The 25,747-nt window shown below is 57.8% G+C and carries 17 protein-coding genes and 2 pseudogenes; 7 read left to right on the top strand and 12 right to left on the bottom strand.

Annotated features, from left to right (window positions below; all coding sequences use genetic code 11):
* The 3 genes and pseudogenes from AB5Y73_RS08630 to AB5Y73_RS08620 form a co-directional block, all read right to left on the bottom strand.
* Positions 1 to 352, bottom strand: a pseudogene (locus AB5Y73_RS08630) (IS3 family transposase); the annotation flags it as partial.
* Between the two features lie 114 nt (positions 353 to 466).
* On the bottom strand, positions 467 to 1,489 hold the full coding sequence (locus AB5Y73_RS08625) for a porin OmpA (protein ID WP_041202285.1): 1,023 nt from the start codon (positions 1,487 to 1,489) through the stop codon (positions 467 to 469).
* Positions 1,490 to 1,797: 308 nt separating this feature from the next.
* Positions 1,798 to 2,394, bottom strand: a complete 597-nt coding sequence (locus tag AB5Y73_RS08620; RefSeq protein ID WP_058057378.1) for a hypothetical protein — start codon at positions 2,392 to 2,394, stop codon at positions 1,798 to 1,800.
* A 258-nt stretch (positions 2,395 to 2,652) separates the two neighbouring features.
* On the opposite strand from AB5Y73_RS08620, the gene AB5Y73_RS08615 reads away from it, so the two are divergent.
* Together AB5Y73_RS08615 and AB5Y73_RS08610 are read left to right on the top strand one after the other, a co-directional pair.
* Entirely contained in the window at positions 2,653 to 2,919 is a 267-nt protein-coding gene (locus AB5Y73_RS08615; RefSeq protein WP_005338367.1) for a DNA-binding transcriptional regulator, read from the top strand.
* A gap of 197 nt (positions 2,920 to 3,116) precedes the next feature.
* Positions 3,117 to 4,457 (top strand): APC family permease, encoded by a 1,341-nt coding sequence (locus AB5Y73_RS08610; protein ID WP_005338365.1) that lies wholly within the window; start codon positions 3,117 to 3,119, stop codon positions 4,455 to 4,457.
* 71 nt (positions 4,458 to 4,528) lie between these two features.
* Here AB5Y73_RS08610 and AB5Y73_RS08605 read toward each other — a convergent pair whose 3' ends face one another.
* Positions 4,529 to 5,404, bottom strand: coding sequence for a patatin-like phospholipase family protein (locus tag AB5Y73_RS08605; protein WP_005338362.1), 876 nt, complete (start codon positions 5,402 to 5,404; stop codon positions 4,529 to 4,531).
* Between the two features lie 45 nt (positions 5,405 to 5,449).
* Positions 5,450 to 6,989: pseudogene (locus tag AB5Y73_RS08600) on the bottom strand (diguanylate cyclase).
* A gap of 197 nt (positions 6,990 to 7,186) precedes the next feature.
* On the opposite strand from AB5Y73_RS08600, the gene AB5Y73_RS08595 reads away from it, so the two are divergent.
* The 3 genes from AB5Y73_RS08595 to AB5Y73_RS08585 all read left to right on the top strand — a co-directional run bounded on the left by AB5Y73_RS08595 (position 7,187) and on the right by AB5Y73_RS08585 (position 13,889).
* Positions 7,187 to 8,236 carry an efflux RND transporter periplasmic adaptor subunit gene (locus AB5Y73_RS08595; protein ID WP_162895393.1) on the top strand — a complete coding sequence of 350 codons (1,050 nt, stop codon included), beginning with the start codon at positions 7,187 to 7,189 and terminating at the stop codon, positions 8,234 to 8,236.
* Complete coding sequence (locus AB5Y73_RS08590; protein ID WP_181497517.1) at positions 8,236 to 11,352, top strand: efflux RND transporter permease subunit; 3,117 nt, start codon at positions 8,236 to 8,238, stop codon at positions 11,350 to 11,352. Before AB5Y73_RS08595 ends, AB5Y73_RS08590 begins: the two co-directional genes overlap by 1 nt.
* A 173-nt stretch (positions 11,353 to 11,525) precedes the next feature.
* Entirely contained in the window at positions 11,526 to 13,889 is a 2,364-nt protein-coding gene (locus tag AB5Y73_RS08585) for a YgiQ family radical SAM protein (RefSeq protein ID WP_107684254.1), read from the top strand.
* Between the two features lie 103 nt (positions 13,890 to 13,992).
* Here the strand turns inward: AB5Y73_RS08585 and AB5Y73_RS08580 are convergent, their stop codons facing one another.
* The 4 genes from AB5Y73_RS08580 to AB5Y73_RS08565 form a co-directional block, all read right to left on the bottom strand.
* On the bottom strand, positions 13,993 to 16,116 hold the full coding sequence (locus AB5Y73_RS08580) for a P-loop NTPase fold protein (protein ID WP_181497516.1): 2,124 nt from the start codon (positions 16,114 to 16,116) through the stop codon (positions 13,993 to 13,995).
* Positions 16,117 to 16,506: 390 nt separating this feature from the next.
* Positions 16,507 to 18,006 (bottom strand): histidine-type phosphatase, encoded by a 1,500-nt coding sequence (locus AB5Y73_RS08575; protein WP_107684253.1) that lies wholly within the window; start codon positions 18,004 to 18,006, stop codon positions 16,507 to 16,509.
* Between the two features lie 290 nt (positions 18,007 to 18,296).
* On the bottom strand, positions 18,297 to 18,875 hold the full coding sequence (locus AB5Y73_RS08570) for a hypothetical protein (protein ID WP_235655539.1): 579 nt from the start codon (positions 18,873 to 18,875) through the stop codon (positions 18,297 to 18,299).
* Positions 18,876 to 19,294: 419 nt separating this feature from the next.
* Positions 19,295 to 19,903, bottom strand: coding sequence for a short chain dehydrogenase (locus tag AB5Y73_RS08565; protein ID WP_107684251.1), 609 nt, complete (start codon positions 19,901 to 19,903; stop codon positions 19,295 to 19,297).
* Between the two features lie 105 nt (positions 19,904 to 20,008).
* On the opposite strand from AB5Y73_RS08565, the gene AB5Y73_RS08560 reads away from it, so the two are divergent.
* Positions 20,009 to 20,890, top strand: coding sequence for a LysR family transcriptional regulator (locus tag AB5Y73_RS08560; protein WP_107684250.1), 882 nt, complete (start codon positions 20,009 to 20,011; stop codon positions 20,888 to 20,890).
* Positions 20,891 to 21,018: 128 nt separating this feature from the next.
* On the top strand, positions 21,019 to 21,933 hold the full coding sequence (locus AB5Y73_RS08555; RefSeq protein ID WP_107684249.1) for a Gfo/Idh/MocA family protein: 915 nt from the start codon (positions 21,019 to 21,021) through the stop codon (positions 21,931 to 21,933).
* 112 nt (positions 21,934 to 22,045) lie between these two features.
* Here the strand turns inward: AB5Y73_RS08555 and AB5Y73_RS08550 are convergent, their stop codons facing one another.
* The 3 genes from AB5Y73_RS08550 to AB5Y73_RS08540 form a co-directional block, all read right to left on the bottom strand.
* Positions 22,046 to 22,396, bottom strand: coding sequence for a TusE/DsrC/DsvC family sulfur relay protein (locus AB5Y73_RS08550; RefSeq protein WP_019446869.1), 351 nt, complete (start codon positions 22,394 to 22,396; stop codon positions 22,046 to 22,048).
* Between the two features lie 24 nt (positions 22,397 to 22,420).
* Positions 22,421 to 24,574 carry a YccS family putative transporter gene (yccS, locus tag AB5Y73_RS08545; RefSeq protein ID WP_107684248.1) on the bottom strand — a complete coding sequence of 718 codons (2,154 nt, stop codon included), beginning with the start codon at positions 24,572 to 24,574 and terminating at the stop codon, positions 22,421 to 22,423.
* 143 nt (positions 24,575 to 24,717) lie between these two features.
* Positions 24,718 to 25,680 (bottom strand): IS1595 family transposase, encoded by a 963-nt coding sequence (locus tag AB5Y73_RS08540; RefSeq protein ID WP_279499216.1) that lies wholly within the window; start codon positions 25,678 to 25,680, stop codon positions 24,718 to 24,720.
* Between the last annotated feature and the right edge of the window lie 67 nt (positions 25,681 to 25,747).

Raw genomic sequence — 25,747 nt, 5'->3', positions numbered from 1 at the left:
TTACGATGGAGACGCCGTAGTCATTCTTCAGTACATCGACGACGGCCTCGAAGAACTGGGCTTTCTGGCTCATCAGCGCCAGCTGTTGCTCGAGTTCCTTGATACGCTGCTCGGGCGTCTGGTTGTCGGGGTCAGGCATGGTGATGCTCCTGCCGGCACGCACAGAAGCCCCCTGGCTCCAATCTTGCCGACCATGTTTACGCAACCATAGCAGAACGGTGGAGCGGCCCTGAATGCCATAACGCACCTGAGCCTGTTTGTAGGTGAGCTCGCCTTTTTCAATCTGCTCGACCAGTGCCAATTTAAAAGCCAGCGAGTAATCGCGCTGTGTCCGTTTCACACCTTGTCCCATCGGGTTCTCCATTTATTGGGGCGAAAGGTGTAAACCATATTCAGGACGGGACAAGACAAACAAAAAGGGATGCCGCAGCATCCCTTTTTTTCGCACTATCTGAACGAGGTCAGATTATTGCTGAACTTCTTGTACGCCAGATACGCGAACTTCTACGCGACGATCCGGAGCCAGGCAGGAGATCAGCTGAGCTTTAGCAGTTACGCCGTTGCACTTGGTGCCGGTAACCGGGTTGGCTTCGCCACGACCTTCGATGGCAACTTTGCTGGCAGCCATACCTTTGCTCACCAGGAAGTTGGCAACGGTACGGGCACGGGCTTCAGACAGCTTCTGGTTGTAAGCGTCGGAACCGATACGGTCGGTGTAACCAACAACAACAGCGTTGCCATCTTTCGGCTGGAACTCAACGATTTGCTGATACAGGCCGTTCAGGGCTGCAACGCCTTCCGGCTTCAGGGTGTCTTTGCCGAAGGCAAACAGCACGTCTGAGTTCAGGGCGAAGTTCTTCTCTACAACTTGCGGAGCAGGAGCCGGAGCTTCTTCAACTACCGGAGCAGCTACCGGAGCTACGTAGGAAGTACGGAACGGGTGGTATACCGCTTCCAGAGTAGCAACGCTCTGGTTGGACTTGTAATGGGTGCCGTCAACGTTCAGGTCAGCCACGTCCCACATGTAGCGGTAGCGAGCTTGCAGATCCAGCGCGTCACTTACTTTGTAAGTCACACCAGCACCGGCCAGCGGGGAAACTTTAGTGTCGCTGATGCCCAGACCGTCGGTGTGAGCCCAGTAGGCGCCGCCTTCAGCGAACAGGGAGAAGTCGTTGCCAACCGGCATACGAGCGATACCGGACAGGGTGGCACCCTGGTTTTCGTAACGCAGACCTTCGGTGTTGCCACGACCGGCATACTGGTAACCGAATTCGGTACCGAAGTTTTCGGTGAAGTTGTAACCAACGAAGGCGTTGGCTGCAGCTGCATCTTCAGTACCAGCGTAACCGCCGCCATCGATCTTGTTCAGACCATTGAAGTGAGCAGCACCGACACCGGCACCGAAGTAGATGTCGTCAGCGGCGTGAGCAGCGGTAGCACCCAGAGCAGCCATGGCGATGGCGATCATGGAAGGAGCCATTTTCATCATAAAAAAATCCTCGTTGAGATCGCACGTTATTCACGTGCTTCACACTTTGTAATTTATGTAAGCTGCAGGCTCCGCCGTACGGCTGGCGTCGAGTCTGGCAGATGACCCGGTATAACCGGGTTGCACACTCTCCTGGTGTGTCGAGTGCGCTGGCATGGCACGCAATGCGTGAGAAACCACTGCCAGGCAACTGATGTCATTCCGATGACGAGGCGCACTCTATGCCGATTTTAAAACATGATCAAGCTCACAAATGAGCCTTGTGGCAAATTGTGTCGTGCCCTTAACTGGCTGTTTATCCAGATTAATTAGTGATCCAGATAGGCCCTGTGCAGTTTCTTTTCCAGCTTCATATAGGCCTGAACCCAGTCGCTATGCGGGTTGGCAGGATTCGCTCTGGCGGCAAAGACCGCAAGGTAATCTGCCTGGGTTGCGCTCTGCAGCAAGGGGGTAAATGTCATCAAGAAATGTCGGGCCAGATAGGGGTCAAGGGGCCAGATGTTGAGGATGGCGCGAGCCACAGGCTGAACCGCAGCTGAACAGATGAAATGACGGTGTCCCGCCTCCAGCCAGTCGGCCATCTCGCACATGCCCGATTCGGGCACCAGACCACCATCACCTTGGGTGGTTGCCAGCGCAATCGCCTGACCATTTACCGTGACGAGCTGCTCATTGTTATGCAGGGTGCCGTCGTGGCTGCGCAAGGCCAGGTCCGGGCATGCCTGTTCAAGAAACAGGCTGCAGCTCTCCGGCAGGGCGGCCAGCAGCTCGCTGGCGTGGCTGGACATCAAGGCCGGAAGCCAGAATGCTTCGGCACGATATTGTTCACCTTGCAGGCGCTGTCGTGCCAGTTCTTCTGTGCTGGATACGGGGTGCAGGCGAGAGATAATGCCGGGAAACGCCATACTTATTCCTCTTAATGGGTATCCGGCGGATTATACGAGTTATTGGGGGGGCCACAATAAAGGTTTCTTTTCGAGACTGTTTACCTGAGGCGGCTGAGCGATTACCATCCCCCCTTGAAGGCAAGGGTTGTCGCCGAAAGGCGCTCATAAGATAGAGGCTCGACCATAACGAGTCCGAACAAAACTGATACACTTGACTACGAGTCGTCGCGAAAAATAAAAGGCGGAGTAAATCCGCCAAACGGAGTATGGAACATTATGAATTCAAATATCGTCACTGTTGGCAAGAAGATCCGTCAGATCCGTGAAGCGGTCGGTTTGAGCCGTCCGAAGTTTGCAGATTTGCTGGGTGTTCCTCCCACCACGCTGAAAAACTACGAGCTGGGTTACCGTGAAGTTGGGGGCGCCTTCCTGGTTGCCCTGGCGCACCACCCGGATCTGCACAAGTTCACCCTCTGGCTGCTGGCAGACAAGAAAGTCGCCGAAATCGGCCAGATTGGCCCGGATGACCTCGCCAAGGCGTGATCATCGATGTGAATAGAAATGCCGCCTTCGGGCGGTATTTTTTTGGGTTGCCGATCGATATTTTGATCTAACACGCTTTGAATTGTCCATGCAGGCCAACGAGAATAAGCGGCCCCGAAAAGTGGGCCCTGGTGGTATCTGGCCACCTGAACACTATTACATTCAGGATGATATGAGCAATCGTATGGAGTATGGGTATGAGCAGTAATGAGTTGGATAAACGCTATGGCCTGATGACTGCCATTGCGATGGTGGTCGGCGTGGTGATCGGCTCCGGTGTCTTCTTCAAGGCCGATGATGTACTGCGTCTGACTGGCGGTAATCTGGCCATTGCGCTGCTGGCATGGGCGCTGGGGGCATTTTCGATGATCTTCGGCGCGCTGGTGTTTGCCGAGTTTGCCCAGCGGATCGAAAAGTCCAACGGTATCGTCGATTATGCCGAAGCGGCATACGGCAAAATGTTTGGTTATCTGGTGGGGTGGTTCAAAGGCGTACTCTATTACGCCCCTCTTTCTGCCATCCTTGCCTGGGTCGCCGCTCTGTACACCATGATCTTGCTCGGCAGTGATAATCCGACCAACTCTGGTGCGACCTGGATACTGGCGGCTGTCTATATGACGGTCACCTATCTGATCAACTTCTATACCCCGGTCCTGGCGGGCAAGCTGCAAGTGGGCTCTACCCTGATCAAGTTGATCCCGCTGATCCTGGTTGCCATTGTGGGCACCATTTCAGGCTTGCTCAATGGTGTCACCGTGACCAACTTTGTACAGGCAATGGATGGGATAGGAAGCACCGGAGGCACTCTGGCCACGGCTGTGGTTGCCACCGCCTTCGCTTATGAGGGGTGGATCGCCGCCGTGACCATCAACAGCGAAATTCGCGATTCCAAGAAGAATCTGCCCAGAGCGCTGGTGATTGGCACCCTGATAGTCTTTGTGGTCTATGTCACCTATTTTCTGGGGATCGCCAGCGTCTTGCCGACGGACGAGATAGTGGCGCAAGGGGATAACGCGGTAAATCTCGCGACAACCAGCCTGTTTGGCGGGACTGCCTCGACCATTTTGACCGTGTTCGTGATTATCTCCTGCCTCGGCACCCTCAATGGTCTGGTGTTGGCGACCATGCGCATTCCCTACTCGCTGGCGATCCGCAATCAGGGGCCTGCCCCCAAGTGGATGAGCCGTATCGAACCGCATCACCACATGCCAATCAACTCGGCCCTCGCGGCAGCCTTGTTGTCGGTGATCTACTCAGTGCTGTGGTACTGCAGCATCAACGAGACATTCGGTCGTTACATCGCCCTGGACGAGATGCCGATCGTGCTGATTTATGGCCTCTATCTGTTCCTCTATGTCTGGTACATGCGCACCTTTACCGAGTTGGGCTGGATAAAGCGGTTTGTGATCCCGACCTGTGCCACCCTGGGCGCGCTCATCATTCTGTATGGCGGTATCACCAATCCCAGTCTGGGGCTCTATCTGCTGGTCTCTGTGGGGGTGATTCTGCTCGGGTTGCTCTTCTACCGTAAGGAGTGACCGGGTAAGTGAGTTGAAAAAAAAGCGCCGAATGGCGCTTTTTTCATGTGTAAACCACAGCATGTCGACAACTAACTGCCCAGCAACCCGAGGCGGCCCAGTTCATCCTTGAGCTGATCGAGATTGCGCTCGACACAGGCTTCCCCCTCGTTGATGGCGTCGCTGGCGCGATGAAAATCCATGATGGAGAAGCTGCCAAGGCGCGGGCAGAGCTGGATCTCCGGCGGGTCACCGGCCATCCGGGCGCGGGTGATCCGCTCCTGCATGATGTTGATGGAGCCACTCATCACGCTCCACAGACCCGGGGTGGCTGGCGCGGATTCACCGCGATTGAGCCACTGGCTGAGCAGGCCGCCGCTGCCGGGTTGATCCGGCTCGTCGGTCCAGGGTTGGTGCATATCGGTGTTGAGGTTGACCGCAATCACCACCTCGGCACCCATGGCGCGGGCCAGCGAGATGGGCACCGGATTGACCACGGCGCCATCGACCAGCCAGCGGTCGTTGATCCGGGTCGGGGTGAGGATCCCCGGCATGCCGCACGAGGCGCGCACCGACTGGCGCAGTGGGCCCTGTTGCAGCCAGATCTCGCGGCCGGTATCGAGTTCGGTGGCGATGCAGGCGAAGGGAATGGGCAGATTCTCGAGATCGGGATCCCCCAGATGGCTGGCGGCAAGGCCAAACACCTTTTCGCCGCGAAACAGACCGCCGGAGAGGGCCGGGTCGAGCAGGCTGACCACCTGCAGGCGGGTAAAGCCGCGCACCCAGGTTTCCAGCCGATCCAGTTCTCCGGCAGCATAGGCGGCACCGACAAAGCTGCCGATGGAGCAGCCAGCGATCAAATCCGGTTTGATGCCGAGACGTTCAAGGGCGCGGATGACGCCGATATGGGCCCATCCTCTGGCGGCGCCGCTCCCGAGAGCGAGCCCTACGCGGGGTTTACGTGGCACGACAGTCCTCCAAAAAGGGGTTGAGGGGTCAGCTTACTCCGAGAGTCAGGAGGCGTCACCCTGCCATCTTTCGCTGCGGTTGCGACCGTTGGCCTTGGCCTGATAGAGCGCCACATCGGCGCGGCGCACCGCTTCGTGCAGGGGAAGGTTCTCCTGGTGGGGCAGATAGCCGAGGCTGATGGTGACCTCCAGCCCGGGTTCGATGGTGGCCCAGTCGTGATCCGCCACCGCCTTTCTCAGCCGCTCCGCCAGCTCGCCGAGCTGCGTTGCATCTGCGCGGCCAATCAGCAGCAGAAACTCCTCGCCCCCCCCAGCGGATCAGACGATCTGTGGGTCTAAGCTGCTGCTGGCAGATCTGCACCAGCCGGATCAGCACGATATCGCCTACGGCATGGCCGAAGTTGTCATTGACCCGTTTGAAGTGATCCGCATCGAACATCAGGATCCCCGCTTGCAGCCGGGCCAGGTCGCCCGCCTGTTCCAGCAGCACCAGATAGTGGCGGTTGAAGGCGCCGGTGAGGGCATCGTGGCAGGAGAGATAATTGAGCCGCTGGTTGAGGCGATGGGATCTCAGGTTGGAGAGGGCGGCCAGCAGCATAAAGAGAATGGCGAGCAGGGTCGGCGCGGACTGGCAGAGCATGGCCCACACCAGCGGCAGCAGGGTGACGTTGTGCACCAGTCGCAACGGGGTATCTGGGATTGCCATGGTCAGCTGCAATGCCCCTTGTTGCCACTGGTATTCGTCGGTCGGCTCGGGGTCTTGCGGCACCACGGGTTGGCGCTCGCTGCTGGCCAGCACCTGATGGTACTGATTGAGCAGCAGATACTCACCCAGCGCCGGTGCCAGCTGATTGAGCTGCGATTGCAAGCGTGAGAGCAGGATGTCCATGCTGATCATCCCTACCAGCGAGCCGTCCTTGTAGAGAGGCTGGGACATGGTGACCATGGTGCCCAGTCCGGCAAAATCTTCGTAGGGGCGGGAGAGAATGGTGTCCCGGCTGGGGTTGGGTGACATCAGCGCATCCTGCCAGTAGTGCTTGTCATAGATGCTGCGGGCAAAGCGAAACTGGCTGGAGGGGATCCAGGGATAGAGGTAGATAAAGTTGTCCACGCCGGTGAAGTAGGCCCAGGCGATCTCGCTGCCAAGGCGCTGGCTGGCAGTGGCCAGCAAGGGCGAGAGGCTCAGGGCCAAATGAAGTTGCGCCTCCCGCGCACTGCCGGGGGGCGGCAGCGGGCCGTCACCGGTGAGGTTGCCCGCCAGTCCGGCTGGTAAATCCCCAGGGAGCTTGTCGAGGGCCAGCCCCTCTGGCAGCGCCTCGATATGGCCATAGAGCTGGCGGGTGAGCACCGACTGGGGGTCGCTGCGCAGTCGCTCTTCGGCCTGACCGCGCATCGCCTCCAGAAACACTTCGGTCTGTTTGAAACGATCCCGCAGGTAGATGGCGCTGTTGAGGGTATCGCTCTGGTAGAGGCGTTCTATCTGTTTCAGGCTTTGCCGCAAGGTCAGACCAATCAGCAGGATGACCACGGCGAACAGGAGCCAGGTCAGGCGTGTGAGAAAGCGGTGGTCAGACATTTTGGGCATAGGCAGTCAGTCGGGTTGCGAAGGAAATTGTCGTTAGTGTATGCGATGTGGCGTGAAAACAAACGGCGCGACCTGAAACAGAGTGAGCTTATCCCGCTCTTGTTACGTTTTGTCACATTTATACATAGTCACGGCATAGTCTGGGGCTAAAATGGCCCCAATCTGGATTTACCCTCTCACTCTTCATGGACTGTTCGATGAAAATGCGTATCTGGCTCGGCTTGGGCCTTCTTCTAATCGTGGTTGCCGGCGTCTGGGCGCTGCGTCACAGCGAACCCGCCGCCAAAGCACCGACCAGACAGGTCAATATCCGCACTCAAACCGTCAAACAGAGTCTGGCCGAGCCGACCCTCAAGCTGGTGGGCAAGCTGGCAGCCAATCGCTCCGTCATCATCAGCCCCGAAGTGACCGGCCGCATCGTCAAAATTGCGGTGCAATCTGGCCAGAGCGTGGCGAAGGGGGAGACCCTGATCGCGCTGGATGCGGGCAAGCAGCAGGCGGAGCTGGCCGAGCAGAGCGCCAGTCTGCGCGACGAGAACCGCAAGCTGAGTGATATGCGCAAGCTGGTGGCCCGTGGCGCCGTGACCCAATCCGAGCTGGAGGGGCAGGAGGCCACCGTGGCCCAGGTGCAGGCTCGCCTCGATGCCGCCCGCTACGAGCTCTCCCTGCGTACCTTGCAGGCGCCCTTTGCCGGTACCGTGAGCCTGATTGATCTGAGTGAAGGGGCGCTGGTCAACAGCGGCGATACCCTGCTGCATCTCGATGAACTCGATAAACTGCGCCTCGATCTGGCGGTGCCGGAGCGTTACCTCTCCCTGCTGCGGCCGGGCATGGCGGTCACCGCCACCAGTACCGCCTGGCCGGATCAGCAATTCAGCGGCACTCTGACCACCCTCGACAGCCGCGTCTCCAACGATACCCAGAACATCAAGGCGCGGGTGATGATCCCCAATGGCAACGGCCAGTTGCGCCCGGGCATGCTGCTCAATGTGGAGCTGGCACTGCCGGCCCAGCAGCTCACCCTGATCCCCGCCCAGTCGGTGGAGTACGCCGGTGAGCAGCGCTTTGTTTACCGTCTCGAGGCCGATGGCCGGGTCAAGCGGGTGCCTGTGGTGCTTGGCGAGACCGAGGGGGAGACCGTCTGGGTCACCGAGGGGCTGAAGGTCGGCGACCGCATCGTGGTCGAGGGGCTGGTCAATCTGCGTGATGGCGTGCAGGTGCGTGATCTGGCCGAGGTGAACGGCTGATGTGGCTCTCCGATATCTCAGTTCGCCGCCCGCTGGTGGCGGTGGTGCTCAGCGCCCTGCTGACCGTGTTCGGTCTGGTCGCCTTCAGCAAATTGACGGTGCGGGAGATGCCGGACGTGCAGATCCCGTCGGTCTCCATCACCACCACCTATGAGGGGGCGGCCCCCTCGGTGATGGACAGTCAGGTCACCAAGCCCATCGAGGATCAGCTCTCCGGCATCAGCGGCATCAAGAACATCAACTCCATGACCCGCAAGGGGCGCTCGATGATCACCGTCGAGTTCAAGCTCGGCTGGAACATGGTGGAGGGGATCTCCGATGTGCGCGATGCTCTCTCCCGCGCGCGGCCACGGCTGCCCGATGATGTGGACGAGCCGCTGGTGACCAAGGACAGCGGCAACGGCGATGTGGCGATCTGGCTCAACTTCAGCAGCAGCCAGATGGATCGCACCGCCATGACCGACTACGCCAACCGGGTGCTGGTCGACCCCCTGAGTCTGGTGGACGGGGTGAGCGAAGTGGCGCTCTCCGGCGATCTCACCCAGGTGATGTATGTGCGGCTGCGCCCTGCCGACATGGCCGCCCGTGGCATCACGGTGAGCGATGTGGAAGATGCCCTCAAGCGCGAGAATATCGAGCTGCCGGGGGGGGAGATCCGCAACAACTCCATGACCATGGCGGTGCAGATCGCCCGTCTCTACCACACAGCGGAAGATTTCCAGCAACTGCAAGTCACCACAGCCGCCAACGGCCAGAGCGTCTATCTGGCCGATATCGCCGACGTGGAGGTGGGAGCCAAGAACGAAGACAGCGCCTATCAGCGCAACGGCAAAGAGAGTCTGGGTATCGGCATCGTCGCCCAGTCCACCGCCAACCCGCTGGCGGTGGCGCAGGGAATTGAGAAGAAGCTTGGCGAGATGCAGCGCTTCCTGCCGGAGGGGGCCAAGCTCGAGGTGGATTACGACTCCACCATCTTTATCAAGCAGGCCATCGACGAGGTGTACGAGACCTTGGCCATCTGCGCCGTGCTGGTGGTGGCGGTGCTCTATCTGTTCCTCGGGCAGGGGCGCACCACCCTTATTCCGGCCATTACGGTGCCGGTGTCGCTCATCTCCGCCTTTATCGGCGCCTGGTATTTCGGCTTTTCCATCAACCTCATCACCTTGCTTGCCCTTATTCTCGCCATCGGCCTGGTGGTGGATGATGCCATCGTGGTGGTGGAGAACATCCACCACCATCTGCAGCGGGGTGAACCGCCGCTGCTGGCCGCCTGGCACGGTACCCGCGAGGTGGGCTTTGCGGTCATCGCCACCACCGCTGTGCTGGTGATGGTGTTTGTCCCCATCGCCTTTATGGATGGCATGGTGGGGCGGCTCTTTACTGAGTTTGCGATATTGCTCTCCTTGGCGGTGCTCTGCTCCTCGCTGGTGGCGCTGACCCTGACTCCGGCCATGGGCTCCTGGTTGATGCGCCCGCTGGATAAACCGAACCGACTCACCGCCGGGCTCGATCGCGGGCTCGGCTGGCTGGAGGGACACTATCGTCACCTGCTGGCGTTGGTGCTGCGTCGTTCCCGCTGGACGCCGCTGGTGCTGCTGCTCTGCCTTGGCGGCATCGGGGCCCTGTTTACCCAGTTGCCGACCAGCCTTACCCCGACCGAGGATCGCGGCGTCATCTATGTCTTCGTCAAGGGGGCAGAGGGGACCAGCATCGAGCGGATGAAGCGCAACATGCAGCAGGTGGAGTCCGCCATCATGCCGATGCTGGGCAAAGGGGTGGTGCAGGCGCTGAGCTTCAGCACCCCTGCCTTTGGCCGTGGCGGCGATCAGACCGGTATGGTGATCATCCAGCTCACCGACTGGGCCGAGCGCGACGTCACCGCCACCGAGTTCTCCCGCTCGCTGGGTGCCAAGCTCTCCGGCATTCCCGACGTGATGATCCGCACCTTCCAGCCCGGTTTCCGGGGTGGCTCCACCGCACCGGTGCAGTTCGTGCTGCAGGGTAACGACTATGCCGAGCTCTACCAGCAAGGGTTGGCGCTGCAACAGGCGGCGCAGGGCAGCGGCCTGATGCTGAGCCCGGATCTCGACTACGCCGAGAAGACCCCCGAGCTGCAGGTGACCATCAATCGCGACAGCGCCAGCCAGCTCGGCATTCCGGTCTCCACCGTGGCCAACAGCTTGCAGACCCTGCTGGGCGGGGCGAGCAAGACCACTTATGTGGACAGGGGCGAGGAGTATGACGTCTACCTGCGCGGCAACCAGACCGAGTTCAACGGCATCTCGGATCTCGGTCGCATCTATCTAAAAGCCGCTAATGGCGAGATGGTCAGTCTCTCGACCCAGGCCACCGTCAAGCAGGTGGCGACCGCCAACCGCCTCAACCACTACCAGCGGCAAAAGGCGATCTCCCTGACCGCCGACGTGCACCCCGACCACACCCTGGGTGAGGCCCTCGATTTCCTCGATGGCTGGGCCAACGCCAACCTGCCCACCGGCATGACGGTGGATTACGCCGGTGATTCCAAGGATTACCGCGACAATCAGGGGGAGATGGTGCTGGTCTTTGGCCTCGCCCTGCTGGTGGTCTATCTGGTGCTGGTGGCCCAGTTCGAGAGCACCCTGACCCCGGCGGTGGTGATGATGACGGTGCCACTCGGCATCTTCGGCGGCCTGCTTGGCCTCTGGCTGACGGGGCAGGAGATGAGCATCTACAGCCAGATCGGGATGATCATGCTGATCGGCATGGTGACCAAGAACGGCATCCTCATCGTCGAGTTCATCAACCAGCTGCGCCAGCGGGGGGAAGGGTTCGAGGAGGCGATAATCAAAGGCTCGGTGCGCCGCTTGCGCCCTATCCTGATGACTTCGCTCACCGCTATTATCGGCGCTGTGCCGCTGATGCTCTCCATGGGGGCAGGCTACGAGAGCCGGATGGCGGTGGGGACAGTGGTCTTCTTCGGACTGTCGTTGGCAACCCTGGTCACCCTGCTGGTGGTGCCCGCCATCTACCATCTGATCGCCCGCCACGCTGGCATGACAGGGGCGCGGGATCAGCAAGTAGACGAAGCGCTGGCCGCCAAGGGGGCAGGGGAGTCACAACCTCCGGCGCTCTGACCTCAATCCTGACGGGGGCCGGTTATCAGCCTCATCATCACAAGGGCGCCTGCGGGCGCCCTTGCTATTGCGGGCGGCGGCCTATTCCGCGGGATCTATAGGGACAAAAAGCCATCGCTCCCCTTGGCCGCAACCGGTATAATGCGCGACCCGAATTTTTCCAGGTGTTCAAAATGCAGCCGGTACCCAACCTTTTCTCCTATCCCCGCTATTGGGCCGAGTGCTACGGCACGGCGCCCTTCCTGCCCATGTCCCGCAAAGAGATGGACAAGCTCGGTTGGGACAGCTGCGACGTCATTCTGGTGACGGGGGATGCCTACGTGGATCACCCGAGTTTCGGCATGGCGGTCATCGGTCGCATGCTGGAGGCGCAGGGCTTTCGGGTCGGCATCATCGCCCAGCCGGACTGGTCATCGAAGGATGACTTTATGCGTCTGGGCAAACCGAACCTCTTCTTCGGGGTCACCGCGGGCAACATGGACTCCATGATCAACCGCTACACCTCCGACAAAAAGCTGCGCCACGACGACGCCTACACCCCGGGGGATGTGGGCGGCAAGCGGCCGGATCGCGCCACTCTGGTCTATACCCAGCGCTGCAAGGAGGCCTTCAAAGAGGTGCCCGTCGTTATCGGCGGCATCGAGGCATCCCTGCGCCGCATCGCCCACTACGACTACTGGTCCGAGACCATCCGCCGCTCCATCCTGCTCGATGCCAAGGCCGATATCCTCATCTACGGCAACGCCGAGCGGCCGCTGGTGGAAGTGGCCCACCGTATTGCGGCGGGGGAGAGCATCGACACCATGCAGGATATTCGCGGCACTGCCGTCATCCGCAAGGAGCCGCTGCCGGGCTGGAAAGGGGTGGATTCGAGCAAGCTCGACCAGATTGGCCGCATCGATCCCATCATGAACCCCTATATGGAAGGGGCCCCATGCTCGGACGATGCCACCGAATCGGCACCTGCCGCGCAGGAAGCCCAGCCTGTGCTGGTGCAGCCGCCCAAGCCCAAGCCGTGGGAAAAAACCTATGTGAAGCTGCCGGCGTTCGAGAGGGTGAAAGAGGACAAGGTGCTCTACGCCCACGCCTCGCGCATTCTGCACCACGAGACCAACCCCGGCTGTGCCCGCGCCCTGTCGCAGGCTCACGGCGATCGCATCGTCTGGGTCAACCCGCCCGCCTTCCCGCTGGAAACCGAGGAGATGGACGGCGTATTCGGCCTGCCCTACCAGCGGGTGCCGCACCCGGCCTATGGCAACGAGAAGATCCCCGCCTTCGAGATGATCAAGACCTCGGTCAACATCATGCGCGGCTGCTTTGGCGGCTGCTCCTTCTGCTCCATCACCGAGCACGAAGGGCGCATCATCCAGAGCCGCTCTGAAGAGTCGATCCTCAAAGAAATCGAAGATATCCGCGACAAGGTGCCGGGCTTTACCGGCGTCATCTCGGATCTGGGCGGCCCTACCGCCAACATGTACAAGCTGCGCTGCAAGAGCCCCAAGGCCGAGCAGACCTGCCGTCGTGCCTCCTGTGTCTGGCCCACCATCTGCCCGCACATGGACACCGACCACAGCCCGACCATCAACCTCTATCGCAAGGCGCGCGACCTCAAGGGGATCAAGAAGATCCTCATCGCCTCCGGCGTGCGTTACGACATCGCGGTGGAAGATCCCCGCTATATCAAGGAGCTGGCCAAGTACCACGTCGGCGGCTACCTCAAGATCGCGCCGGAACACACCGAGGAGGGGCCGCTCTCCAAGATGATGAAGCCGGGCATGGGCAGCTACTACCAGTTCAAGGAGCTGTTCGACAAATACTCCAAAGAGGCGGGCAAGCAGCAGTACCTGATCCCCTACTTTATCTCCGCCCACCCGGGCACCACCGATGAAGACATGATCAATCTGGCGCTCTGGGTCAAAGAGAACCGCTTCAAGCTCGATCAGGTGCAGAACTTCTACCCGTCGCCGCTCGCCAACGCCACCACCATGTATTACACGGAGAAAAACCCGTTAAACAAGGTGAGCCGTACCGGTGGCGATGTGTTTGTCGCCAAGGGCGAGCGCCGTCGCCGCCTGCATAAGGCGCTGCTGCGCTACCACGACCCCGCTGGCTGGCCGATGATCCGCGAAGCCCTGCTCGCCATGGGCAAGGGCCACCTGATTGGCAATGGCCCCGGCTGTCTGGTGCCGCCAGAAGGGCGCAACGAGCGCGCTGCCAGTGGCAAGGGTCTGAAACCGGCCCTGACCCGTCACAGCAACATCAGTCACCAGCGTGGTAATGGCACAGGCAACAAGCCGACCGGTGGCAAACCGGTGGGTTCCCAGCTGCACAAAGGCGTGGCTAACGGCAAACCGGCCGCACAGGGCGAAGGCAAGAATGCTGGCCAGAATGCGGGTAAGAGCAAACCTGCCGGAAAACCTGCCCATAAGGGCAAAGCGCCGACCCGCGCTGGCTCTGCCAAGCCGGGCGCCAAACCCGCCACTCAAGGCGGCAAGCCTGCGGCTAAAGGGAATGGTGCCAAGCGACCGGCACGGTAATATTTCCTGATTGGAAAGCGATAGAAATAAAAAGGCGACCGGGTGGTCGCCTTTTGTTCGAGAGGCATTCAAATAGTTAATTTTATGGTCGTAGCTTTTCTTGTCACCATCGCCCTCCCAAACTACCGTCTCTCAAATAGTACTTTTTCCCCTCTAAAATACTTTTTATGACAGCTTGAATATGGATTGGTTGAGTTTCCAAATTCACCTTTCGTGCATGTTCTTTTAATTTATCTAGATTGACAATATCATGAAGGTCATCTTTTGTAATCTGTACAAAAGGGCCGTTAGAAGAATCAGTACCTGAATGTCCAATGATCTCTGCAACTCTAACAATGCCACCATCAGAATTTAGAACATCAATTATATAATGAGCTGCTTTTAATTTAGAGGATCTTTTTAGTTCAAAGAAAATGTGGGACTCCAAGTGACTTTTAATAAAAGTTTTATTTGAGAGTGCATGAATAGCGACAGATTGAAAGATCTCTTCCAATTCTTTTAGTTCAGTTTCATTAACCCATTTGGTTTCATTATACTCGCCATGGTATTGCCCTCTAACCTCATACAGTAAATCCCCACCTAATGGAGCACTACTTTCTCGTTCGATAATTCTTTTTATTAGTGAGTATTTATCATCGTAATCAGATATGATTTTATTTGTAAGCCAATTTATCTGTCTATAAATGTCCTTTGACTGGAAGCCATAATTACTCTCAAGGGCTACCTTTAATTTATCTGAATTTAAAAAGCAATCATAAATGCTGGTTAGAATATCAAAGCTATTTTCTTTGCATCTTGATGAGTAATTGGTCATCATTTCAAAGAAGCGTTCATCTGCATCTTCCTTTAGTAATTCATTAATGAAGTTTATCCTATCAACCTCTCCATTTATAAATTCTAGTATATTTTTGTCGGAGATATGCCCTATAGGGGTTTTATAATGGAAAGCTACATATAATCGTTGTGGGGATGATACTCTTCCGGCCGCATCTCCGTCTGAAACACTATAATGTGAATATCCATTACTATTTAGTAAAGGGAATATATCGCTTATTAGTCCAGATATCAGGGCTCGAGTACTTGAATTAAATTTTCCAAGTAAATCATTCCTATCGCCTTCAAATTTTTTCACTACATCACTTGCTTTCTCAATCATCAATCCATCGTTTTCAAATCTCTTTCCTATGTATGCTTCAGGAGTACACTTTATATGCTCATAAATAGAATTTGCTTTAGTTGCAATAATAGATAATGAAAATAAATCTGAAAAGCATACTTGGCCTTCAATCTGTTCCAATATAAATCGTAAATGATTAAAGCACCGTTTTAGCTCCCGTGGGTTTTTAACGAGGTGTTTGAAATACATGTGGTAAATCCAACTAAGCCTCTCTTGGTCTTGTTCGAAGTGTTGAGTTAGGTTTATCTGATTGAGATTTTCCAGTTCAAAATTCGCTAACTTATTCATTCCTGTTTCAGATATTACAGGAAGGGGGACTCTGAGTTGAATTATTTTATTTATATATTCGCGAGAGTTTATTATATCATTTTTATCTAGCACAGAAGTCAGATAGTTAGGGTCAAATGCTAATAAAAATGATGTGTTTGGGAAATCTGCGGCAGCTTTGACTAACCGAAGAACTTGAAATGTTTCAACAGGTGTTAACCGATCAATATCATCGATTATAACAATAATAGGTCTATTTATGTTTGAAATTGCTTTGATGACACTATTTTTTTTGCCAATTAAATCAAGTTTTTTAAGTTCTGCAATCTTTTTTGTCGCATTACCAAACCTTGAAAAAACATTCTCAATTATTGATGCCCAAGGTTCAGCTCCTGGTACCAGTTTGGCAACGCTGAATAGGCTAGAATATGCAATCAGTTCTTTGGCTGCGTTTAATGCATCCTCTGATGCATCTCTAATATTTAACTGGGCAGAAAATTGTAATAAAAAATCCTGAATTAAAGACTCTGGTTTTCCTGCTAGCCATGGATTGTATTCCACGATTATTGGGAAGCTTTCTTTCTCATTTAGGGCACCTTTAACAAGGTTTATTACGGATGTTTTCCCAGACCCCCACTCACCTTCTAGAGAAACAGTCAGGCTGCTTTCTCCGTGATTTAATAATAATATGCTTGCAAGATTGTTAGCAAAATCAGCCCTATTTAACACGTCTGGATCATTGCAACCACCATGAATAGGCTGATCGTTATGATATTTTCCCATTTTTTTGCCTGTATTAGATTATTGTGACTAGTAATTGATGTTATAAAATAAGAAGTCAGGGACATTCATCATTTCTAGTGAAAGCGTAAGTCAATAAAAATCTATGCGCCCGTGGATTACAGCTTCCAATATGCTCCCTTGACCCGCGCTGGCAGTAACCTATCGCAGTTCAACAGGTTCTGAATGACCATGGTAAGCCAAACGAAACTGTCAGGGTTAGCCTTAAAATGACTTAACTATCAGAAATTAATCGTTTTTTGAACTGGATCAGCAAATGGAGCCGGAAGGCGGCTTTATAACCATATCCCGCTTTGGCAAACAGGGAAGGGGTGTGAATTGGGGCGACCTGCTGGTCGCCCCTGGTGATTGCCATATCCGGCGCGCGAAGGGTTAGCCGTTATAGCCGTAGCAGCGTTTGAGCTCCTCGAAGTCGTAGTAGTGGCTGCCGCTCCGGTAGGGCTGGCAGCCCGTTTTAAAGGCGGTCTCCTTTTCGTTGTAGAGCATCTTGACCAGCACCTGCCGCTGCCCGTTCTGGTAGATATCCCACTGAATATTGGCGGTATAGGGGGAGACCCAGCCGCCGCGCCACTCGTTGTTCTGCTGGCTGAACAGCTGATCCGCGCTGGCCCCCTGACGGCTCCCTTCCAGCTTCATCAGGGCGGCGAGGGGGATAATGGCTTCGGCGTGGGCAAAGCGCAGGGTGGCCCGTCGGCTCTGCTCACCCTCCACTACCTGACGTTGCACCTCGCCAAACAGGCCGTCGAGCAGCGGCTGGGCAATGGCGTAGGGGGCGCTCTGGTTGGCAAAGCTCGGCCCCTTTTCGTAGAAATCTTCCGCATCGGAGAGGTAGGAGAACCAGGCAGACTCTTCCGGGGTCAGGAACTGCTCCAGCGCCCAGGGTTCGCTGCCCTGTGCCTGCGCTTCGCGGATCATGCCGGGGCCGATGATAAAGAGGTTGTAGAGCATCAGGGCGGCATCCACTTCGTCGCGCACATAGGTCATGCCGCCATCCTCCGGGTTGACGGCGACAAACTCGACGCCGCCCGCCAGATAGTCGACAAACCCCTTACTGTAGATACGCTCCAGCATGCTGCGGGCCATCTCTTTGGTCTTGCTCAGGTTTTTAAGCTGATCCAGCGCCCTTGCCAGCTCGGGGGCCGGGGCGATTGCGGCATCTTCGTCGCCGATAAAGCGCTGGTAGCTCTCATAGGCGGGCAGGTAGCGGGCGTAATCCCCCTCGGGCGTGGTCTTGTGGAAGTAAAGCTCTAACTTGTTGACCAGCTTTTTGTCGATCTTCGAGGGGTCATCCTGCGTGAGGTAGCACTGCGCCGAGTCGCTGACATAGTTCACGTCGCGCTTGAGGCTCTCCATAAAGTAGAAGGCGCTTTCGTTGGCCCTGTCCTTGCCCGAGGTGACCACCTTGATGCAGTGGGGCTCGCTGCTGTTGAGCAGGGTCGGCAGCCGCGCCGCCAGCCGGGTAGCGAGGTTGGCGTGCTCCTCCTTGCCCAGCGCCGAGAGCAGGCCATAGCCCAGTTTCTGGTTGGCGGCCGTCACCAGATCGACCTTGCCTCCCAGCCCCTGCCCGAGGGTAGTGAGCGCCCCCTGACGCTGCGCCTCTTCCCATACCAGCTTGGTCAGCACGTCATATTTCGGGCTGGAGAGGGAGCGCGAGCCGTGGCGCGCCACCATCTCGGTAAAGACCGGGCTGAACCCCTGAGGCGCTGGCTCGTAGCTCTCCGCCTGCTGCTGCGGGCTGTAGACCGCTTTGGTGCTGTACTGATAGGCCGTTTTGCCCTGGCTGTCGGCAGACGATTCGTTCTCTGACTGGCAGCCGCCAAGCAAGACCAGCGAGACGGCCAAAGCCACATAAGAAGAGCGCGGGAAAGTCATGATGTTCCTTATCTATCCATATGAAAAATAAGTGAAAAACTCTATGGCTTGAAAATGACCGTGGGATGTCAGCCAGATGACAGGCAGATGACTTCTGATAAAGCAGTAAGCAAGGGGAGGGGCAGAGGATGGTTATAGGGAGGGCAATAGAGGCTCAACCAACCACTGCGCCTGTCACGGCAGAGTGGTCCGTGAGCGCGTTTGGGATGGGGCCTTATTGTCTTACCTCCTGCCCCGCCATCTTGATCCAAAGGGGGGAGGTCGATTGAAGATTGCCAATTAAGGGTTGCTCAATACCACGCCAATAAGGCATCGAACATGCGGGTATGGGTCACTTGCAGGTTTGCCGCCTTGGTAGAAATGGCTGCGCTATAGAGCTGGACGCCGGGTTCGTTATGGCTCTGCACCAGATAGTTTTTATGGCGACAGGTTCCATAGAGGGAGAGGCTTTTTCTCGCGCAGTGGCCGATAAACAGCACCCCACCAAGGCCGATCATCAGGCCACATATATCCAGCAGATTGATATCGATCTGATTGACGGCGTGCAGGGCAAATTGTGCTTCGGCCTGCTGCGCGAGTTCATAGAGTGACACGGCAAACATGGCGCCGCAGAGCAGCAGTTTGAGGCGGGCGAGGCTGGTGAGTTTGGTCTGCATCACGTCCGGCGAGACAAAATAGAGATTCTCCAGATGCCGTCTCTGCTCTTTGATCAGGATCCCGCGCACATTGACATCAACCTCGACCTGGGTTGATTCGCGATAGACCAGCCCCTGTTTTTCCCACTCGTCCGCCATCATGGCAACCAGCACCGGATAGACGACAATGGCCAGGCCGCAATAGATCGGCAGCGCATGATATCCGCTGGACATCAGTCCAACTGACAATATTGCGAATATATAGGGCGACAAGGCTTTGAGTGCAATTGATGATTTCATCGTTATACATCCATAAATAACGCGTTTTATAAGTGCCGATAGCGCACAGGCAATAGTGGCCGCGCCAATAAGCAGCGGCCAAACAGGGCGTTGGTCAGCGGTAATTCATTCCGGCAAATGGCTGAAATAGTCCCTTTGCTCGGCAACAGGGACAAGAGCGCCATAGTAAGCCAAACGAGGCCGCTCTGACAGTGACCCGGATGACATAAATCTGTGTGCCGCCGTCGAAATGAAATCATATTCTGTCGCTACTCCGGTTCCTCTATGCAAAAAGCCCCGAGAGCAGAGCTTTCGGGGAAGAGGAAAAACATCGACAAAGAATTACAAAGGCATTGGGTCACACCTGAACCGGATCAGGCATCGACATAGAGCACCTGGCCGCTAATAAAGCCATCGACGGAGCGCTCAAACGCCTTGCCGACCAAAGCGCCCGGCACCGGCTGGAAGCCCGGCATCATCTCGCCATATACGTCCCACGCCTCTTCCAGCACGGTCGGATTGACCACATTGATGCGGATGCCGCGGGGCAGCTCGTGGGCCACGCACTGGACAAAGGTATCGATGGCGCCGCTGGTGGTGGCATCGGCAATGGCCAGCGGGATCGGCTTGATATTGAGGATGCCGGAGATCAGGGTGAAGGAGCCCCCCTGATTGATGTAGTTGAGGCCGATATTGACCAGATTGATCTGCCCCATCAGCTTGCTCTGGATGGTGGTTTGCCACTGCTCGTCGCTCATCTCGCCAAAGGGGGCGTATTCGCAATAGCCGGCGGTATTGACCACTGCATCGAAGGAGCCCACGTTTTGGTAGAGCCGCTCGATGGACTCTCTGCTGGTGATATCCACCTGAAAATCACACCCCTCGCCGGAGCGGCTGGCGGTAATGACCTTGTGCTTGCCCAGACCACTGAGGGCGGCTTGCCCCATTTTCCCCTGAGCACCAATCATAATGACAGTTTTCATCGTTAACCTCGCTTTGCTGGAAGAGCTGCAAGGTTAGATAGCCACTGATACAATGTAAATCATGGGTGGTTTGTATGTGATACAACTTATATTGGTGAGGTAAGGGTGGAGAAGATCGATATCAGGCAGATGAGGGTGCTGGTGCTGCTGGTGAGATACAAGAGTGTGTCGCGGGTGGCCGAGTTGCTGGAGATCTCCCAGCAGGGGGTGAGCAGCCATTTGAAAAAGCTGCGCGACCTCTTTCCCGCCGAGCTGTTTATCCGCCAGAGCGCCGGGTTGCAGCCGACCGACTACGCCTGCGAGCTGGCTGACAAGTTCGAGCAGATCCTGGCCGATATCGACGGGGTCTTTGTGGCAACCCCCTTCGATCCCGCCAGCAGCCAGCGCACCTTCAGGGTGATGGCCAACGAATATGCCCAGCTCGCCATTATCCCAAGGCTGGCGAGCGCCCTGCGCACTCAGGCGCCCTCCATCCGGCTCGATGTGGTGGACTTTCAGGCCGAGCAGCATCTAGAGGCGCTGGCCAGTGGCGAGGTCGATCTGGTGATTGGTTTTGATGCCTATCTCGACCCGGGGTTGCTGCGTGCCACCCTGCGCCGGGATCACTACTGCTGCGTGCTGCGCCGCGACTCCCGATATCTTCCGGACAACGCCCCGCAGGATCTGGCGGCCATCCCCTTTGTGCAGTTAGCCAACAGCGTCGGCAATTTCGAAGGGCAGATGAGCCCGCAGCAGGTTGCCAGCGCGGCGGTGGCGACGCTCCCCTGTTACACCTCGCTGCAAGCCTTTATGTCGGTCAATGACGTGGCGGCCTGCATTCCGTCGGCCATCGCCGCCCTTGGGGATTTTCGTGTGCTGGAGCTGGCCGGGGCGCCCCAGCCGTTCGAGGTGGTGGTCGGCAGACACCGCAAAAGCCAGGGCAATCTCGCCATCGAGTGGCTGGCCGAGGTGATCAAGTCGGTCAGCGATCTTGCCATGCCGAGATAACATCGCCGTTTGCACAGAGCTGCACATGCCAGCCAGTGCGCTAACGGCAGGCTGGATCTGCGGGACAAATCCTGCGATGGTGCGGGCAGTTATCCGCTTGTCCCGTTATCGAGTGAAAAGGAGTTGAGATGCGCATTGCCATGATTGGTCTGGGGGATATCGCCCAAAAAGCCTATCTGCCGCTGCTGGCGAGCGACGAGCGGGTCACCCCGCTGCTCTGCACCCGCAGTCCGGCGGTGCTGGAGAAACTCGCCCGCCAGTACCGGATCGCCGAGTGCTTTACCGATGTGGCAGCCATGCTGGCCAGCCGCCCCGACGCCGTGATGATCCACGCCGCCACCGCCGTCCACAGCCAGATTGCCGAGCAGTGCCTGCGCGCAGGCATCCCCACCTTTGTCGACAAGCCCCTGTGCGACAATCTGGCCGAGGCCGAGGGGCTGGCCAACCTCGCCATCGCGCAAGATTGCCCCCTCTTTACCGGCTTTAACCGCCGCTATCTGCCCGCCATGGCCGAGGCGCGGGCCCAGCCGCTCACCGAGCTCAACTGGCAAAAGCACCGCTTCGCCCTGCCGGGCAAGGCGCGGGATTTTCTGTTCGATGACTTTATCCATGTGCTCGACAGTCTCTGCTTCTATGGCGGCGTGCCGGGCGGCGACTTTCATGCGGTATTGCGACCGGATACGAAGGACAGCAGCCTGTTGGCCGGGGTCAGCGTCAGCTGGCAGAGCGGCGATCGCGCCATCAGCGGCAGCATGAACCGCAGCGCCGGGATCACCGAGGAGCGCATCGATGCCTACGGCGACAACCTCTCCCTGCACCTTGAGAACTGCACCCGCGGCAGCATCGCCCGCGACAAGCAGGCGCAGATGCTTAGCCCCAGCGACTGGCAGCCGGTGCTGGCCCAGCGCGGCTTTGCCGCCATGCTGGAGCACTGGTATCAACAGATTGAGTCGGGCAAGGCGGAAAGCGAGCTGATCGCCTCCTACCTGCACGGCCACCGGCTGGCGGAGCAGCTGGTGGCGCTGGCTGACAAGCGGGGGTAGGCTGGCTGGCAGCCTGAGGGATATGAATTCGAGGTGCGCGAAGATAGCGCACCAAACACAACGGGGGGCCGCAGTTGCGGCCCCCCGTTGTTATGGGATGAGATGCATGGGATCAGATGCACTTCACCGGCTTGGGCAGGCCGCCAATCTTGGTCGCCTGCTTGGCGGGCCCTTCCGGGAACAGCTTGTAGAGGTAGCGGCTGTTGCCCTTCTCGGGACCGTACTGCTTTTCCATCGCCTTGACCAGCGCGCGGATGGCGGGGGAGGTGTTGAACTCCAGATAGAAGGCGCGCACAAAGCGCACCACTTCCCAGTGCGGCTCCTCAAGCGTGATCCCCTCCTGCGCTGCCAGCACCAGCGCCAGCTCCTCGCTCCAGTCGTTGCTGTTGAGCAGATAGCCCTTGGCATCGGTCTCGATGAGTTGGCCGTTGAATTCCAGCTGATGTTTTTCGGACGCAGACATGAGGGCTCCTCGCTAATGGGGCTATCAGGATTGGGCGGGCATGGTAGCGCCTTGATCCCCGGTGAGCAACCGACTCTCGTTGGCCAGATGCAGCAGCTGATCCGCCAGCTCGCTGATCAGGTTGAGCTGCTGGGTCAGCATCAGCTGCTCCTCGCTGCTGTCCGGACTTATCACCGGACACTGACCGCCGATGGAGCTGGAGGGGTTGCCCGCCAGATGACCGGCGGCCTGCTCCAGGGTGTGGCAGATGTGGTGGCGCACCTCATCCAGCCCGCTGATGGCCTCCAGCTTGTCGCGATGGGCCCCCAGCGCCGAGATGTAGGAGAGCAGGGCGTGGTTGCGCCAGGTGAGGGTAAAGCAGAGATCGAGGAAGCGGCGGCGCTTTTGCGGCTCCACCAGCATGCTCTGCCAGGCGGTAGCCAGCTCGCTGTCCGCCAGATGGGCGCTCTTGCGCGCCACCCGATAGTCGATGGACTCGTCCCGCTGCTGCTTGAGGCTTGCCAGCACCGCCGATAGGTAGCGGGCGTTGGCCGAGAGCGAATTGGCGATCAGGGTCGGCAGCCGCTTGTACTGCCAGTCCGGCCAGAGCCAGGCCACCAGCCCGTAGGAGATCAGGCAGCCGAGCAGGGTATCGAGCAGCCGCGGCCCCAGAATGGCAAAGCCGATGCCATCGAGCAGGTTGAACGCCATCAGCACGTAGAGGGTGATAAAGCAGACCGCGGCGCTGTAGTTGTTGCGTACCTGAGTAAAGAAGAGGAAGGCGGCCAGCCCCATCACCACCAGCTGGACGTGCAGCTCGGGGAACAGCCAGAGCACCGGAATACCCACCAGAATACCAGCGAAGGTGCCGAGCATCCGCTGCACCAGTCGGCGGCGGGTGGCGCTGTAGCTGGGCTGGCAGACAAACAGCACGGTCAGCAAAATCCAGTAGCCCTTTTCCAGATCAAAGGCTTGCAGTATGCCGTAGCCGATCACCAGCCCGAGTGACAAACGCAGCGCATGGCGAAACACCATGGAGTGCAAGGTGAGGTGCTGCTTGAGCTGGGCCAGCAGCGGCAGGCGGGGCGGGCGCGCCAGCGTGGGCAGCTCCTGCTCTGGTTGCTCGGGGTTTTGCAACACTTCGGCGCTGCCCAGCAGCTGGTTGATGCTGGCCAGATTGCGGCGCAGGAACTTCATCGGCGTCAGCAGGGTTTTCGGGTAGTGCTGCTTGAGATTGGTGAACTCCAGCTGATCGCCGAGGGCCTCCAGCGTCCAGTGAATGCGCTTGTTATGGGCGTAGGGCTTGTGCACCAGAATGGCGTAACCGAGCCGCTGACATGCCTCGGAGAGCTGCAGGAATACCTCCTGAAATCCTTCCAGCACGATGCCCTGCTTGAGCTCCGCTTCCAGTCGGCTGTAGGGGTAGTGGCTGGAGGTGGCGCGCTCGTGAATTTCCAGCGCCAGCAGATAGAGGCGCAGCAGACTGGCAAGCTCGGGGCTCGCCGGATGGCGGCGGCTCAGGCGGGCATTGAGGGCCGATTTGGTGAGGGTCAGCGCGCTCACCAGATTGATGTTGAGCTGGGCCAGATTGTGGCGAATGGCCTGGGCGCCGTGCTCGTCCGCCGGGAAGAAGCGGGATTTTTCCAGCAGGTAGCGGCCAAGGGCGAAGTAGCTCTGGGCCAGCTGCTCGTGCAGGGTCTTGTAGGGCAGCAGCCAGAGCCAGATAAACGAGACCAGTCCGTACCAGAGGGCGCCAGCGCCTAGGGCCAGCGGTTGGTAGAAGAGATCCGGCGCCTTGGCGGCTCCCAGCATGGTGTAGATGGCGATCAGCAGCGAGCCGAAGCTGATGGTGGCGTAGCGGGCACCGAGCGCCCCCACCATCACGAAGATAAAGGTGGAGCTGGCCAGCCCGATGGCAAACAGCCAGGGGGTGGGGTAGAGATACTGCACGCAAAGGGACGCGAACATGAAGCAAACCAGCGTCATGGCGAGGTTTTTGAGGCGTCCCCACAGGCTGTCGTCGGTTTCGGCGATGGCGCCCGCCACGACCCCGAGAGAGAGCAGCACGGTGAGCTGGATATTGCCGGTGGCCAGGGTGAAGGCGAGCAGACCGAGAATGGCCAGCAGCACTTTGAGAGCGAAGTAGATGTGACTATCGGTCAGCAGTCGGCGCAGCAGGCCAGAGAGATCCATCGGCATGAGACAGGTGAAACCCTTGATCGAAACGAGAGCGAGATAGTAACCCGCCAAGCGAGAAGCGGCCCTGATTTGGATCAGGGCCGCTTTGCATCATATCCTTGATTTGCAACTTATCCTGACAGAAACAGGAGCCAATAAAAAGGTTATGTCCCAATTACGTGTTGCATGGGGCGCCCCAGCGCCTCATGCAAACATGTTTTGATATTTACGCCTTTTCCGTAACGCTCCAGCATCCGGCGCCAACCCAAGTAGTTCTTCAGGTAGTGCGTCGCCACGCCATGGAACCGCTCCATCCACTCTTTCAACCGATGGTGATATCCGTTCACATGCTGGATGTGATACGCACCGACTACCCGTTCGCCTTGACGATTGCGCACCACCTGATGGGTTATACCCTGTTCCTTGCTGAAACAGGCATACACACCCGCCCCATCGCTACACAGCACCGCATCCGGTGACACCAACGGCTTCAACACTGCGATGACCGTATCGGCATTTATTTTCTCCAACTGGAAATCCGCATGGTGGCCTGCACGGTCTTGTACCACCATCACCGGGATGTAATCTGGCCCGGTTCCACGAGTTCGACCTTTACCACCGCGATGACGTGGTGGACGCGGCAGTCCCCGCTGCCCCTTGAACGATTCAAGGAAGAAGGTCTCATCCACCTCAACAATGCCCTCTTCCCGGGTGGCCTGATGGGTTGCCATCGCGCGCAAGAATCGGTGACGCCAGAGGAACGCGGTGTTTTTGCTGACCCCACAGCGCCGCGCGGCCTGGCGGACAGTCAGTCCTTCGATGAGAGCTTGCGCGTAGTCTTCCCAGCACTGTGCTTTACGCAATCTGGCCAAGGGCGTCTTGGTCAGAACGGTGCTGGTGCGCAGACACAGTTTGCAACGGTAGCGGCGCAGTCCCCGACTCCATCCCCAAGGCGCCAGCTGGGTAACATCGGCCTGACAATGGGGGCAGCCACTGCATGCCGGTAACTGAGTATTGAGCGAGGTAATGGTGTGGGGTGCAGTAAGCTCCTGCTGAGCAACACGGCGCTGGCGCAGGGTTAACTGGGGAAAAAGGGACAACAGGTGTTGAAAGGCTGGGGTATCCATGATGGTAGACCTCAAGGTGATGGCCTACTTCAAGATTAGCCTTTCAACACGTAATTGGGACAGAGCC

It is taken from the genome of Aeromonas sp. s7(2024) (assembly GCF_040907825.1).
Classification (GTDB): Bacteria; Pseudomonadota; Gammaproteobacteria; order Enterobacterales; family Aeromonadaceae; genus Aeromonas; species Aeromonas veronii.
Note: the sequence above shows the minus strand (reverse complement) of the source record. Positions and strands in the feature narration are given on the sequence as shown.